13 protein-coding genes are annotated in these 13,480 nt (G+C 73.0%); 2 read left to right on the forward strand and 11 right to left on the reverse strand.

The annotated features are described in order from the left end of the window. Positions 1–78: 78 nt before the first annotated feature. From AB0M29_RS30105 to AB0M29_RS30125, 5 genes are all read right to left on the reverse strand, one after another. On the reverse strand, positions 79–1,392 hold the full coding sequence (locus AB0M29_RS30105; RefSeq protein ID WP_365388299.1) for an MFS transporter: 1,314 nt from the start codon (positions 1,390–1,392) through the stop codon (positions 79–81). Beyond that, the gene (locus tag AB0M29_RS30110; protein WP_365388480.1) at positions 1,389–2,909 is read right to left on the reverse strand and encodes an FAD-dependent monooxygenase; all 1,521 of its coding nucleotides are present in this window, start codon (positions 2,907–2,909) and stop codon (positions 1,389–1,391) included. Before AB0M29_RS30110 ends, AB0M29_RS30105 begins: the two co-directional genes overlap by 4 nt. A 105-nt stretch (positions 2,910–3,014) precedes the next feature. Further along, positions 3,015–4,640, reverse strand: coding sequence for a tryptophan 7-halogenase (locus AB0M29_RS30115; RefSeq protein WP_365388301.1), 1,626 nt, complete (start codon positions 4,638–4,640; stop codon positions 3,015–3,017). Between the two features lie 135 nt (positions 4,641–4,775). Next, positions 4,776–5,936 (reverse strand): beta-ketoacyl synthase N-terminal-like domain-containing protein, encoded by a 1,161-nt coding sequence (locus tag AB0M29_RS30120; protein ID WP_365388304.1) that lies wholly within the window; start codon positions 5,934–5,936, stop codon positions 4,776–4,778. Between the two features lie 186 nt (positions 5,937–6,122). Continuing rightward, positions 6,123–6,746 carry a hemerythrin domain-containing protein gene (locus AB0M29_RS30125; RefSeq protein WP_365388306.1) on the reverse strand — a complete coding sequence of 208 codons (624 nt, stop codon included), beginning with the start codon at positions 6,744–6,746 and terminating at the stop codon, positions 6,123–6,125. 334 nt (positions 6,747–7,080) lie between these two features. Here AB0M29_RS30125 and sigJ point away from each other — a divergent pair, with 334 nt between their 5' ends. Continuing rightward, the gene (gene sigJ / locus AB0M29_RS30130; RefSeq protein WP_365388307.1) at positions 7,081–8,058 is read left to right on the forward strand and encodes an RNA polymerase sigma factor SigJ; all 978 of its coding nucleotides are present in this window, start codon (positions 7,081–7,083) and stop codon (positions 8,056–8,058) included. A 121-nt stretch (positions 8,059–8,179) separates the two neighbouring features. On the opposite strand, the gene AB0M29_RS30135 is transcribed toward sigJ, so the two are convergent. From AB0M29_RS30135 to AB0M29_RS30155, 5 genes are all read right to left on the reverse strand, one after another. Continuing rightward, positions 8,180–8,674 (reverse strand): cupin domain-containing protein, encoded by a 495-nt coding sequence (locus tag AB0M29_RS30135; RefSeq protein WP_365388310.1) that lies wholly within the window; start codon positions 8,672–8,674, stop codon positions 8,180–8,182. A 98-nt stretch (positions 8,675–8,772) separates the two neighbouring features. Beyond that, positions 8,773–9,408: a flavin reductase family protein gene (locus tag AB0M29_RS30140; RefSeq protein WP_365388312.1), complete on the reverse strand. Its 636-nt coding sequence runs from the start codon at positions 9,406–9,408 to the stop codon at positions 8,773–8,775. A gap of 370 nt (positions 9,409–9,778) precedes the next feature. Next, positions 9,779–10,510: a L,D-transpeptidase family protein gene (locus tag AB0M29_RS30145; RefSeq protein ID WP_365388315.1), complete on the reverse strand. Its 732-nt coding sequence runs from the start codon at positions 10,508–10,510 to the stop codon at positions 9,779–9,781. Between the two features lie 90 nt (positions 10,511–10,600). Beyond that, positions 10,601–11,125: a GNAT family protein gene (locus AB0M29_RS30150; protein ID WP_365388316.1), complete on the reverse strand. Its 525-nt coding sequence runs from the start codon at positions 11,123–11,125 to the stop codon at positions 10,601–10,603. Between the two features lie 165 nt (positions 11,126–11,290). Further along, entirely contained in the window at positions 11,291–11,872 is a 582-nt protein-coding gene (locus AB0M29_RS30155; RefSeq protein WP_365388318.1) for an SRPBCC family protein, read from the reverse strand. 231 nt (positions 11,873–12,103) lie between these two features. Here AB0M29_RS30155 and AB0M29_RS30160 point away from each other — a divergent pair, with 231 nt between their 5' ends. Continuing rightward, positions 12,104–12,568, forward strand: a complete 465-nt coding sequence (locus tag AB0M29_RS30160; RefSeq protein WP_365388320.1) for a universal stress protein — start codon at positions 12,104–12,106, stop codon at positions 12,566–12,568. Here AB0M29_RS30160 and AB0M29_RS30165 read toward each other — a convergent pair. After that, entirely contained in the window at positions 12,552–13,202 is a 651-nt protein-coding gene (locus tag AB0M29_RS30165) for a winged helix-turn-helix domain-containing protein (protein ID WP_365388323.1), read from the reverse strand. The two genes, AB0M29_RS30160 and AB0M29_RS30165, sit on opposite strands and share 17 nt — an antisense overlap. Between the last annotated feature and the right edge of the window lie 278 nt (positions 13,203–13,480).

The following is a 13,480-nucleotide window of genomic DNA, read 5'->3' on the forward strand; positions in this document are numbered from 1 at the left end:
CCCCGCGCCCCGGTGCGCGGCACCGGGGCGCGGCACGACGCCGGCGGGTGAGAGGGACCGCCGCGGCCGCGGCGGTGGTCACGGGCCGGGCGGCACCGGTCGTACGGGCTCCCGCGCCGGGTCCGGGACGACGGTCCGCGGCCGTTGCACGGTCCGCGGCGCCACCCCGCGCTCGACGAGCATCGCCGCCGCGGCGGCGGCCAGCGAGACGACGCCACCCGCGTAGAGTCCGGACCGGGCGCCGAGATGCTGGGTGAGCCAGCCGACGCCCAGCGCGCCCAGCGGGGTGCTGCCCTGCAGGATGAGGGCGTAGAGGGCGAGCACCCGGCCGCTGTACGCGGGGTCCGCGCCGAGCTGGATGCGGTGGTTGGCAGCCTGGGCGAAGTAGAGCGTGGTGAAGCCGGTGACGGCGAGCAGCGGCAGCTCGGTGGCGTAGCCCGGCGCCCAGCCGGCGGCGGTCTCGGCCGCGCCGAACGCCAGCGCGGAGCCGGTCACCAGTCGGCTGCTCGGCCTGCTGGTACGGCGGGTGGTGACCAGGGCGGCGAGCAGCGATCCGGCGGCCAGCGCGGTGGTGAGCAGCCCGAAGGACGCCGCGGAGGTGTGGAAGACGGTCTTGGCCAGCAGCGGCAGGGTGAGCTGGAAGTTGAACCCGGCCAGGCCGATCACGGCGACCAGGGCCAGCGGCAGCAGCAGGTCAGGGCGGCTCGCGGTGTACCGCAGGCCGTCGATGACCCCCGTGCGCGCGGTGCCCGGCGGCGCGCGGTGCAGTTCGCCGGGGCGCATCATCCGCAGGGCCGCCACCGTCGCCAGATAACTGACCGCGTTGAGCAGGACGACCGGCCCGGTGCCGAGCCAGCCGACGAGCAGCCCGCCGAGCGCGGGACCCACCACCCGGGCGGTGTTGAAGTACGCCGCGCTCAACGCCGAGGCGTTCGGCAGCAGTTCGGGCCCGACCATCTCGCGGACGAACGACATCCGGGCCGGGATCTCGACGGCGCTGGCGGTGCCCAGGCCCAGCGCGAAGACGTACAGGTGCCACAGCCGCAAGCCGCCGGTGAGCATCAGCGGGGCGAGCAGCGCGGCCAGCGCGGCGCACACCAGGTTGGCGGCGGTGAGCAGGGCCCGCTTGTCGTAGCGGTCCGCGAGCCTGCCCCCGTACAGCGCGAGCAGCAGCACGGGGGTGAACTGAAGGGCCGTCACCAGGCCGAGCGCGGTGGCGGAGTCGCCGGTGAGCGACAGCACCGACCAGTCCTGCGCGACCACCATCATCCAGGTGCCCGCCGCCGAGACCACCTGGCCGAGGGCGAACAGCCGGAAGTTGCGGACGGACAGCGACCGGAAGGCGCCCGCCGGGGTACGGGGGGCGCCTTCCTGGTGGAGTCCGGCCTTCACTCGCCCGTCTCGGGCGCGCCGAACCAGCGCTGGAGCACGGCGGCGAGGCCGTCGCCGTCCGCCGAGGTCCACACCACGTGCCCGTCGGGCCGCAGCAGGACCGCGGTGGCCCCGGCCAGGTCGCCCGCGGCGTGGCCGTCCGGCTCCGCGAGGGTGCCGGTGACGGTCACCACACGGCTCTTCCACGGCGCCGCCACCGCCCGCAGCGCCTCGTCGTCGGCGAGGTCGACGAGCACGCCCTGGGCGCCGTGCAGCAGTTGGGTGGTGCTGGTGGCACCACCCGCGACCGTCAGCGCCAGGTGCGGCATCCGGCGGCCGACCAGCGGGTGGCCGTCCTCGGGCCCGAAAGGGTAGCGGATGTCGACATGGCTGACGACGCCCGACAGATGCCGCCTGACCTCCTCGTGCTCGATCAGCTCGGTGAACATCGCCCGGATCGGGTCCATCTCGGGCCCGCCGACGAAGATCAGGCCCTGGGCCGCTGTGTTGGCCAGCAGCCGGGTCCCGACCGGGTGGCGCTCACCGTGGTAGGTGTCGAGCAGCCCCTCGGGGGCCCAGCCCTGGACGACCGCCGCGAGCTTCCACCCGAGGTTGGCGGCGTCCTGCACACCGGTGCTCAGGCCCTGGCCGCCCGCGGGCAGGTGCACATGGGCGGCGTCTCCGGCCAGCAGCACCCGGCCGCGCCGGTACTCGGTGACCTGGCGGGTGGCGTCGGAGAACCAGCTGACCCAGTCGGCGGTGCCGCCGCTGATGTCCTCGCCGGTGATCCGCTGCCAGGCCCCGGCGATCTCCGCGAAGCTCGGCGACTCGCTGCGGTCGGGCGCGGGTGTGCCGTTCTCCACGACGATGACGCGGTCCACGCCCTCGCGCAGCGGCGCGGCCATCACCATGCCGTTCTCCATCCGCTCGCCGAGGAAGCGCGGGCGCAGGCCGCAGCCGACCACGTCGGCCAGGTACATGCCGCGGGTGGCGCTGGTGCCGGGGAACGCGAACCCGGCGGCCTTGCGGACCGCGCTGTGCCCGCCGTCGCAGCCGACCAGGTACGCGGCGCGCAGGTGGCGTACGCCGTCGGCGGTGCCCGCGGTGACCGTCACCTCCCGCTCGTCCTCGGCGTACTCCAGGAACTCCCAGCCGCGCCGGATGTCGGCGCCCGCGCCCGCCGCCCACTGCTCCAGGACGGACTCGGTGAGCGACTGCAGGATGCCGCGGGCGCCGAAGTGGGAGCCCTCCAGCACGGTGAAGTCGAACTGGATGCCGCCGAAGTGGCCCATCGGGCTGATCTCCAGGGTGCCGCCGGGACCGCCGAAGGCGGGCAGCAGGCCGCGCTGGTCGAACACCTCCATGGCGCGGGCGGTGAAGCCCAGGCCGCGGGACTGCCCGGTCGGCTCGGTGAGCCGCTCCAGGACGATCACCCGGGCGCCGCCGAGGCGCAGTTCACCGGCGAGCATCAGACCGGCGGGGCCGGCGCCGACGATGATCACATCGGCGTCCAGCTCCGTCCCCTGACCCGCCGTCATGCCGTCCGTGCCGGCTCTCTGGTCCGTGTTGTCCACGTTTTCCACGTTGTCAGCGTCCACGTGATCTCTCCCGAAGTCTTCCTCAGTCGCGGGGGTCGGGCGCGGTCAGCGCGCGAAGAGCTGGGCGATGTGCTCGGGGGCGTCCTCGGCGGCCCACGCCACGGCGCTCTGGATCAGCGCCGGGGTGGCCTCGAAGCACTTGTTGTCGGGCGAGCCGAGTTCGAACGGCGCCGGCAGGAAGTCCGACTGCTGCAGCCGTGCGAACAGCTGCTTCGAGCCGTCCTTGGCGTCCAGCGTCCCGGCCTCGACCTGCTGGCAGATGCCGCGGGTGAACGCCAGCAGCGCCGAGATGTCCTGGCCGACCGGGGCGGGCAGGCCGGGCACGTCCCGCTTCTCCAGGTCGCGGAAGACCTGCTCGTCGCGGTTGGCCATGAAGGTGCGGTACGCCCGGTCGATGGTGACCGTCGGCATGATGCTGGTGGACTCCCACACCCGCACGACCGCGTTCCACAGGTCGTAGTCGCGGAAACCGACGAACGAGCAGTAGACCAGGTCGTCGTGGATGTCGAACAGGCCCTGCTGGAGGTCGTTGACGTAGGCGAAGCGCTCCTTGGACCAGTCGCCGTCCTTGGACGCCTCGATCAGCCGCCAGGCCAGCGCGTTGACGACCTCCAGGGTGTTGGTCAGGCCGCGCGAGTAGAGCGCGTCGATGAACCCGGCGGCGTGCGCGGTCAGGCAGTAGCGGTCGCCGACGGTCTGGGTGGCCGAGTACTGCAGGCGGCCGGTGCTGACCCACGGCCGCACCGCGGTGGCGCCCTTGAACTGCTCGGCGATCTCCGGGAAGCGCTCCATGAAGTCGTCGAACTCGTCCTGCGCGGACACGCCGTCCCGCTTGGGGAAGACCCGCTCGTCGAAGGTCAGGCCCACGCTGCACAGCGGGTTGAGGGCGCCGTCGTGGTTGTCGAACGGGATCACCCACAGCCAGCCGCCGTCGAAGACGTGGTGCAGCGTGCCGTTGTGCCAGGGGCTGGGGTTCTTGTGCAGCCGGGCCGCCTCGGCGTCGTCGAACGGCGTGACGCCCACCATGTGCGTGAACATCGTCCGCGAGTGGGCGCGCGCCCGGGTCGGGGTCTCCCGCAGCCCGAAGGCGTCGGCGACCGGAGAGCGGAAGCCGCTGCCGTCGACCAGGTAACTGGCGTGGAACTCCTCGCCCTTGTCGGAGCGGAGCAGCACCCCGTGCTCGGGGTAGACCTCGATGTCGCTGATCCGGGTGGCGGTCATCGGCGTCGCGCCGTACTTGACCGCGACGTTGAAGAGGTAGGAGTCCACGTCCTGCCGGAACAGGTGGGTCTCGGTGCGCTGCCACTCGGGCACCACGAGCTGGTTGATCTGCTCGGGGTCCTGCGCCTGACCCTCCTTGTGGTAGACGAAGCCGAAGTTCTGCTTCCGGCCGCACGAGGGGGCGACCTTCTCCTGGATGCCCTTGAAACTGGACAGCGGCTCGATCTCCGGCACCTGGTAGCGCTCGGCGATGATCCGGGTCATCGACGAGGTGTAGGGGATCGTGGACTCGCCGACCGCGAACCGCGGGTGGGTGCCCGCGTCGATGAGCAGCACCTTCACCCCGTTGCGGGCCAGCACCGAGCCCAGCATCCCGCCGGCCATACCCGCGCCGAGGATCGCCACATCGAACTTCTCGCCGGACTGCGCCTCTTGGGCGGTTGCGTTCATACTGCTTCGTCCCTCCGGGGTAGGTGATCTTCGGCAAAATCGCGGGGTAGCGCGGGAAGCACGGGCACGACGCCGACGTCCCCGGCTCCGGGAGGCGGAGGCGGGGACGTAGGGGTACGGGTGCTCAGGCGGTGGTCACTCGACGGTGCGCAGCACCACGGCGGAGTTGAAGCCGCCGTGGCCGCGGGCCAGCACCACGGTGGTGCGCAGCTCCGCGGTCCGGGGTGTGAGGACCAGGTTCAGGTCGTAGCCGGGCGAGGGCGGCGGCTCGGCGGTGGGCGGGATCAGGCCCTCCTCCATCGCCAGCAGCGCGGCGGCCAGGTCCAGCGGGGCGGCGGCGCCGGGGTGGCGGCGGCCGGGCACGGTCCGCGGCGCGGTCACGGGCACACCGTGCACGCCGAAGACGGCGGTGACGGCGGCGGCCTCGGCCGCGTCGACGCCGGGCACGAACACCGCGTCCACCTCGCCGGGCACCGCCGACGCGTCGGCCAGCGCCAGCTCCAGGGCCCGTCGCAGGCCCGGTTCGCGGCCCGCGGTGCGGTCGGGGTCGAAGGTGGCGCCGTATCCGGCGACCTCGCCGTACATCTTGGCGCCGCGGGCCAGCGCGGTGCCCGCGGTCTCCAGCACCAGCAGCGCGCCGCCGCCGGGCCGTACCGCGGCGGTCTGTTGTGTCCCCGCCGAGGGGCAGACGGGCGCGTCCACACCGCCGGAGACCATGAGCCTGCCGCCCTGCCGGATCTGGCGGCGGGCGTACGCCACCGCGTCCAGGCCGATCATCGCGTCGCGGACGGAGATCTGGCCGCTGCTGACCGCGTAGAACCAGGCGAAGGAGCGGTACGCGCCGCTCTGCCGCCCGGCGGGCCCGCCAGGACGGCCGAGGCCCCCGGGGCGGTACGTGGTGCGCGGCCCGAATCCGCCGCCGGACCAGGAGCCGGCGCCCCTGCCGCCGACGGGTGCGGCGGCGGCCGCCGCGGCGGCGACGGCCGTGACCGCGTCCGGGCCGAAGTCGGGCAGGTCCTGCGGCCGGATTCCGGCGTCGGCCAGCGCCCAGTCGGCCGCGGCCAGCGCCAGCCGGGCCATCCGGTCGGCCTGCGGCGCGGGCCTGCCCCACAGGTGCTCGTGGACGGCGGGGCCGCTGAGCGCCCCCGCGGGCCACAGCGGGTCGCGGGTGGCGGCGGCGGTGCCGCCGGGCCGGTGCTCGGTACCGGCGCCGCACGCCTGCGCCCAGTAGTCCCGCAGGCCCAGGCCCGCGGGCGAGACGATACCCAGGCCCGTCACCACCACCACGCCGTTCACGTGGTCCTCCGCGGCGCCGCGGCAGCGCCGGGCGGCCGTCCGGTACGGCGCGGGGGAAGGGCTGGTCCGGCCCGTCCCACGATTCCCCTGCTGTCCATGGCCACGCCCCCTCCACGAAGCGGAAAGCACACAGGGCACCGCGTCCGGTGACGCGGTGCCCCTCCGGTCGTCCTGGCCCGGGTGCCGTCAGACCTTGAACAGCTCCTTCTTGTCGTAACCGCGCTGCCACAGCACCTTGTTGACCACCTTCAGCGGCGGCGGGAAGGCGCCGAGGAAGCGGCGGCGCTCCTCGTCGGAGATGTCGTCCATGACCCAGGGGATGTAGACCCCGACACCCTTGAACCCGAGGTTGCGCGCGTTGGCGAGACCGAACGTCCGCCACTCCGCGGGCGTCAGCACGTCCTGGATCAGCGGCAGCGCGCTGCTCTCCTCGTGCGAGAAGTGACTCTCCATCACCTCGGACAACTCCTCGATACGGGCGCCGAGATCGGGCAGCGAGCCCTTGACCGCGGCGTCGACCGCCTCGATACGGGGGCCCAGTTCGGCGTGCTCGGCCTCCATGTCCTCCAGCAGCTTCTGGTCCGCGGGCCGGTCGGTGACCTTCGCGGCCACCTGCGGCCACAGCGCCCGGTCCTCGACCGTGTGGTGGTTGTGGAGCTGGTGGTAGAAGTTGTCCCAGCCCGCACGGACCTGCGGCGCGTCGGCGCGCCCGGCCTGCACCGCTGCCGCGAGCCGTCGCAGGTCGCGGCGGAACGCCTGGTGCGTCGCGTACATGACGGAGAAATCGATGTCCTGCTTCGTGTCGGCCACTTCGGCCCACTTCCTTCAGCGCGTGATGTCGATTCCGGCGGTCCCGGGTTCGGGACGGCCGTTCGGAGCCCTGACGGTCCGGCGGCTCCCCTCGGTCCCGGCGTCCGGGCGACCACCGGGCCGCGAACGAACAGGCCCTGTGGTCCAGAGAGCTTTCGGCCACCGACAACTGTGACATCACCACCGCGAGTGATCGTCACGGGCGTCACCCGAAGGGCGCGGCCAGGCGAAACCTCGCAGATGAAAGAGACCCGCGTCACATTTTACGATGGAGGTGTCACGCTTTCGGGGGTGCGGTACCTCATAGGGGAAACGCATCACAGGAGGCTCAATCGTGTCCGACACACCGGCTCAGCTCCCCTCGGCTGCTGGCGACCGCGCGACCGAGGTCTTCGTGGGCCATCGCGAGCTGCTGTTCTCGGTGGTCTACAACCTGCTGGGAAGCGTCTCCGACACCGAGGACGTCCTGCAGGAGACATGGCTGGCGTGGGCCCGCAGGGTCCGTCAGCCGATGGCGGAGGAGATCGACAACCCCCGCGCCTACCTGGTGCGGATCGCGGTCAACCAGGCGCTGGCCCGGCAGGCGAGCATCAGCCGCCGCCGTGAGACGTATATCGGCCCCTGGCTGCCGGAACCGCTGATCACCCAGACGCCCGAGGTCCTGGAGGGCGCGGAGTCGGCCGACGCGGCCGAGTCCGCGATGCGCAACGAGTCGGTGTCGATGGCACTGCTGGTGGTGCTGGAGACGCTCACCCCGCTGGAGCGCGCGGTCTTCGTCCTCCACGAGGTCTTCGGCTACGCCCATACGGAGATCGCCGAGATCCTGGGCCGCAGCCCGTCGGCGATCCGGCAGCTCGCGCACCGGGCCCGGGAGCACGTCCAGGCCCGGCGGCCCCGCTACCAGGCCGACCCGCGGCTGCAGCAGCAGGTCACCGAGCGCTTCGTGGCCGCCGCGCTGGGCGGCGACCTGAACGCGCTGATGAGCCTGCTCGCGCCCGATGTGACCATGTGGACCGACGGCGGCGGCAAGGTCCGCTCCGCGCTGCGCCCGGTCAGTGGCCGCGAGAACGTCGCCCGGATGCTCAACGGCTACGCGAGCAGCCGCCTCCCGGACGCGCTGGACATCCGCTACCGGCAGGTGAACGGCGACCCGTCGGCCGTGGTGTTCTCCGGCGACTCGCCGTACGCGGTCATGGTCATGGACCTCAACCCGCAGAACGACCAGGTCACCGACATCTACCTGGTCACCAACCCGGACAAGCTGTCCCGGGTGCGGCTGGAGGAGGACGACCAGCCCGCGGACCGGCCGTAGAGACCCGGGAGCCGCCGGGCGAACCCCCGTACCGGCCCGCCGTCCCCGTCCCCGAAGGCGGGACGGGTGCCGGTCGCCCGGTGGCTCCCGACCCGCCCCACCGCCGCGTCCCGAGGGGACGTCAGGACGCGGCGGTGACCGGCGGACCGCCGTGCGGGCCGCCCTGCGGACGGTCCGCCGAGATGTGGTGCCGCTCGCCGACCGCCTTGATCTCCTCCCACCCGGGCCGCTCCGGGCGGGTCAGCACCTCGCTGAGCTCCTCGAAGAACAGCTCGATACCGCCGGGTGTCATGGTGCACACCATGGTGCTCACGCGGTCGGACACGTTGTAGAAGGAGTGCGGGACCCCGCGCGGTCCGAAGACCATCGTGCCGGCCGGCGCCTTGTGGATCTCGTCGCCGACCTTCACCTCGAACTCGCCGTCGAGGACGTAGAAGGACTCGTCGGTCCCGTGGTGCACGTGCCACACCGAACCCTCACCGGCGGGCATCTTGACCTCGTAGCAGGAGAGACTCCCGCCGGTGTCCTCGGCGCGCAGCAGGAAGCGGGTCTCCTCGCCTCCGCCGTACGTGATCGGTACCACCTCGCCCAGCCGGACGACCCTTGCGGACTCCATCGCCACCACACCCCTCACCGGGAACGTCGATCACTGCCCAACAGTTGCGTCTGCTCTCGGGAACCGGCCGGGCGAACTCCCCCGCGCCCGTGGTCCGTTCAGCCGTCGATGATCGGGTGGACGCCGCGCAGCTCCTCCTCCAGCGCGCCGAGCCAGCCGCGGAAGAACACCAGCGGCTCCTGGTGCTGCCGGGGCACGCCCAGCTCCACCACCTGGCCGAGGAAGATCGTGTGGTCGCCGCCGTCGAACTCCTCGACGGTGCGGCAGGACAGGAACGCCAGCGCGTCGCTGAGCACCGGAACCCCGGTCACCGAGGGGTGGTTGGCCACGTCGCGGATCTCGGCGGTGTTCTTGCCCGCGAAGGCCCGCGCCAGGCTCTCCTGCTGCCCCTGGAGGAAGTTGACGACGAACTTCCCCGACTCCTGCACCACCGCGCGCAGCCGGGACTCCTTGTGCAGGCAGAACAGCACCAGCGGCGGGTCGAGGGAGACCGAGGTGAAGGAGTTGACGGTGGTGCCCTCGGCCTTGCCCTCCTCACCGCTGGTGATCACCGTGACGCCGGTGACGAACATCCCGCACACCGTGCGCAGCGTCCGCCCGTCGACCGGGTGGGCCTGGTGCAGCGACATGGCGGCGCCCTCGGCGCCCGGCCGCGCGCCAGGTGGCGCCACCACTCCCCCGGCCCCGGCGGCGGCCTGGGCCACCACCGCGTTCGACGACGTCCCACCTGCCATCGTCCACACCTCCCACATCGGCTGTGTCCGGCCCCTGTGTCCACGGATTCCGCGCACCGCTGTGCGCCGGCCGCAGCCCATGGCTGCGGCCGGTCGCTGCACTCTTGCGGAGACGGATCACGGGGCCACCGGCCCGGGGATTCCCGCCGGGCAGTCGGCGGGGCCTGACGCCCACACCGCACCGGATCCTGACTACAAGGTTCTTCGGTCCGGCGGATTCCCACAAGATCCCCGGTTTCAGAACTCCGTCAGGAACGACAGAACCACCGCCCGACCTTCAGATCCGCGGCAGGCGGGTGTCACAGGAGTGTCAAACGCCGAGGTCGGGCCCGGCCGGGCGGTGGGACGGCGGGTGGGACGGGCCGGGGTGTCAGTAGTTGGTGATCGAGGTGGCGCCGTCGACGGTGCCGATCACGATGTGCGGGGTGGCGGCGGGCCGCAGCCAGGCGAGGATCGACGTCATCGCGTCGGCCGGTACCGACACGCAGCCCGCGGTGGCGCCCGAGCCGTTGACGTGAAGGAAGATCCCGGCGCCGCGGCCCTTGACCGGCTTGGCGTAGTTGAAGTCGATCAGGACGGCGTGCGCGTACTGCGTGGGGTAGTCGGCGAGGTGCTCCGACTCCGTGGTCCTGCAGTCCCCCGGCAGCGGGTCGACCCAGCGGTTGTACGAGGTGGAGGCGGTGTCCTCGCACCACCAGGCGCTCGGGGTGACCTTGCGGTACGGCAGGGCGGTGCCCGCGGGCGCGGCGGAGTTGCCGAAGGCGAGCGGCAGCCCGTACAGCCCGGTGGGCGTGGTGCTGGTGTTCTGCACCCGGGTGGCGCCGTCGGCGAGGCCGTGCGCCCCGAAGCGGGCGGGCGCGGTGCCCACCCGGTGCCAGACACCGGCGCTCTTCTGCCACCACGTCAGGGTGCCGCTGGTGGCGGACAGCCCGGACGCGGTGGCGGTGATGAGCTGGGTGCCGCCGCCGTCGTTGCGCAGGACCTGCGGCATCGCGTCATGGAGCGCCCAGGCCGGGGGTGCGGGGCTGTGCCCGGTGCCGGTGACGACGGCCGCGGCGATCGCGACGACGGCGCTCAGGGTCGCGGGACTGGACGGTGGCACGGGTCCTCCTCGGTGGCGGCCGCCAACCCTGTCGGAATCCCTGCTCCGTTGACCGGCCGGAGGCAGAGCATAGCCGCCGGTGAGGGGGTGTCAGGAGGCGGGCGCGGCCAGGTCGACCATCCAGTCGTGGGAGGTGATCGGATTGCCCGGCGGGTACTCGAACGCGCACTCGCCGAGCAGGGTGAACCCGGCCTTGCGGCAGACCGCGTTGGACGCGGCGTGCGCGACGGAGGGGTAGGCGTGCAGCTCGCGGTGGCCGCCGCGGGCACGTGCCTCCCCGATGACGGCGCGGGCCGCCGCCACCGCCACACCGCGCCCCTGGAACTCCGGCAGCACGCCCCAGCCGGTCTCGTACACCGTGCCGTTCCGCCACGCGTGCTCCCAGAAGCCTATGGAGCCCACGACCTCCCCGGACAGCACGATCCTGTACATGCTTCCGGCGCTGTCACCTATCGCCGTGTAGCGCTTGTGGCGGGCGAGGATCTGCTCCTCGGTCTCGGGGCCGCCGAGGTGCTCGGTCATCTCCGGGGTGTTCGTCCTGCGCAGCAGCCACAGGTCGCCTTCCGACCAGGGCTCGAGCCGCAGGTCGCGCGCTTCTCCTCGTACGTCGTCCATGACCGCAATCTACGACGGGGGTACGACAACGCCTCCCTGGCGGGAGGACGCGCGGCCCCGGAGGCGTCCGGACATGAAGGCGCCCCGGCCGGGACGGGGGGACCTGGCCGGGGCAGCTGGGGGGCGAAGGGCGCACCGCACCTCTTCACACCATTAGTTTAACACTCAATGAGCGTAGTCGAAGCCACTCGTCGGAGCGGCGACGGGACCGATGACCGGGGCGGCCGGGACAGCCGGTCCGGACGGCGCCGACGGGCCCGAGGGAGCCGCGGGGACCGCGGTCGGGGCCGCGGGCACGGCGGGGGCCTGCGGGGCGCCGAGCAGGTCGCGGAACTTGGTCGCGTCGACCGGCAGGTCGCGCCGCCAGGCCATGGCCACGACCGGCGCGAACAGCAGCAGACCGGCCCGCAGCGAGCTGATGACCGACAGCCGCACCAGCGTGCCGTCACCGTGCGGAGCGAGCTCGAAACCGTACTCGGGCACCTGGGTGCCCAGCGGGCTCCACATCCGCTCGCCGCGGAAGACTATGCGCCGGCACGGCTCGAAGTCCGCGCAGACCAGCCGGTGCGGCCGGTGCCGCCCGGGGTAGCGGTAGCGGTACTCCGCGTCCGCGCCGGGAGGGACCGCCGCCGAGTCGACGAACGCCACGCCGGAACTCCACAGCGCCAGATTGCGTGCGTCTGCCAGGAAGTCGAAGACCTCCGCGGCCGGCCTCGACACGAACACGTTCGTGGACACCCTCGGCATGACGAACCTCCCCGGTAGCGGCGTGGGCGGCGTGCCGTCGCGCATGACGCGGTGCGCACCCTGGGGTGCGTGCGCCGGGCGGGACGGGCGCCGCCTGTTTCACTCCTCCCGGACAGCCTGCATCGCAAAAGGTCACATGTCGTGGCAATGCGCCCATTAGGGTGAGTACGCGCCGTAGCGGCGGCCACCCGGGGGATGGGGCGCCGGGCCCGCCGCCGATAGCCTGGCGGGGTGGACGAGAAGAGACTTCCGGCGGGATTCGAACGCGGGACCGACGGCCCGAAGGTGATCGTCACCGGAGTGGACGGGTCCGACACGTCCTGGCGGGCGGCCGCGTACGCCGCCGGGCTCGCCCGGCGGCAGAACGCCCTGCTGGCCATCGTCTACGTGCAGCCGTACACCCCGACGGGCGCGGCGCTCGGCGTCCCCGTCGTGGGGGCCGACGACGGGGTCGCCGAGCAGCTCATCGCGGAGATCAGGGAGTCCGTCGAACGCCTGCGGGGGATCTTCGAGGTGCGGTGGGAGTTCCACACCTTCCGCGGCGATCCCTACAACGGCCTGGCGACCGCCGCCGACGACCTCAAGGCCGACGCGGTGGTCGTCGGCGCCTCGGAGCGGGCCGGGCACCGGCTGGTGGGCTCGGTCGCCGTCCGCCTGGTGAAGGCCGGCAAATGGCCGGTCACCGTCGTGCCGTAGCGAGCGCGGAGTCCGGCACGGACGAGCCCGCCGGCGGGGCGTACTTGTAGCCGACCCGGCGGACCGTCACGATGCTCGCCCGGTGCTCGGCGCCCAGCTTGCGCCGCAGCCGCGCCACATGGACGTCCACGGTGCGGCCGTCGCCGACATGGCCGTACCCCCAGACCGTGCTGACGAGCTGGTCGCGGGAGTGCACCCGGTGCGGGTGCGCCACCAGATGCGCGAGCAGCTCGAACTCCAGGTAGGTGAGGTCGAGTTCGCGCCCCCTGACGGCGGCCGTACGGCGCTCCCCGTCGATCTGGATCAGCGCGTTCTCCGTTGCCGCGGCGGACTCGGTCCTGGTGGGTGCGGCGGCGGCCGCCACCGGCTGCCCGCCGGGCCCCGCGGGGACCAGCACCAGGTAGCCGACCATCGGGGCGCCGCCCGCGGCGGCCGGGAGCACATGGCCGGGCGCGGGCAGCCAGGTCGCGCCGGGCGGCAGGAAGTCGGGGGCGGGCGGCACCTCGTCGGGGCGTACGGCGCGCAGCCGCTGCCGGTGGGCGGTGGCCGCGGACGGCGCGGCGGCGGGCGCCGGCAGCTTCGGCGACGCGGAGGCGTGGGAGGGCACGGACGTGATGTGCGAGACGTGGGACATGGGTTCGGCTCTTTCGCGCGAAGGGTCAAAGGACGCCGTATTGCGCGGGACCGGATGCCGCTCGCTCCGGCTCGTCGGCCGGACGCGGAAGGTCAGCGGGGAAGGCGGGTCCGCGCGGGGATCGCGCGGCGACACCAGAGATCGAAGTGCTGCTCCTGCCGGGACGGCCAGAAGGGCTCGAGGTCGTCGCGACCTGTCCCGGAGTCAGTAGTGCTGGCCATGCCCCCCATTGAAGCAGACCCGCAGGACACGGCGGGAGGGTGCGGTGCGCCGGTACG

Origin of the sequence: Streptomyces sp. NPDC051976 (assembly GCF_040680795.1) — a bacterium.
Taxonomy (GTDB): Bacteria; Actinomycetota; Actinomycetes; order Streptomycetales; family Streptomycetaceae; genus Actinacidiphila.

Excerpts from the sequence above, each read along its gene's own strand:
- AB0M29_RS30115 (WP_365388301.1), bottom strand. The coding sequence starts at position 4,640 with ATGAACGCAACCGCCCAAGAGGCGCAGTCCGGCGAGAAGTTCGATGTG.
- AB0M29_RS30135 (WP_365388310.1), bottom strand. The coding sequence starts at position 8,674 with ATGGAGTCCGCAAGGGTCGTCCGGCTGGGCGAGGTGGTACCGATCACG.
- AB0M29_RS30150 (WP_365388316.1), bottom strand. The coding sequence starts at position 11,125 with ATGGACGACGTACGAGGAGAAGCGCGCGACCTGCGGCTCGAGCCCTGG.
- AB0M29_RS30165 (WP_365388323.1), bottom strand. The coding sequence starts at position 13,202 with ATGTCCCACGTCTCGCACATCACGTCCGTGCCCTCCCACGCCTCCGCG.
- AB0M29_RS30110 (WP_365388480.1), bottom strand. The coding sequence starts at position 2,909 with ATGACGGCGGGTCAGGGGACGGAGCTGGACGCCGATGTGATCATCGTC.
- AB0M29_RS30155 (WP_365388318.1), bottom strand. The coding sequence starts at position 11,872 with ATGCCGAGGGTGTCCACGAACGTGTTCGTGTCGAGGCCGGCCGCGGAG.
- AB0M29_RS30140 (WP_365388312.1), bottom strand. The coding sequence starts at position 9,408 with ATGGCAGGTGGGACGTCGTCGAACGCGGTGGTGGCCCAGGCCGCCGCC.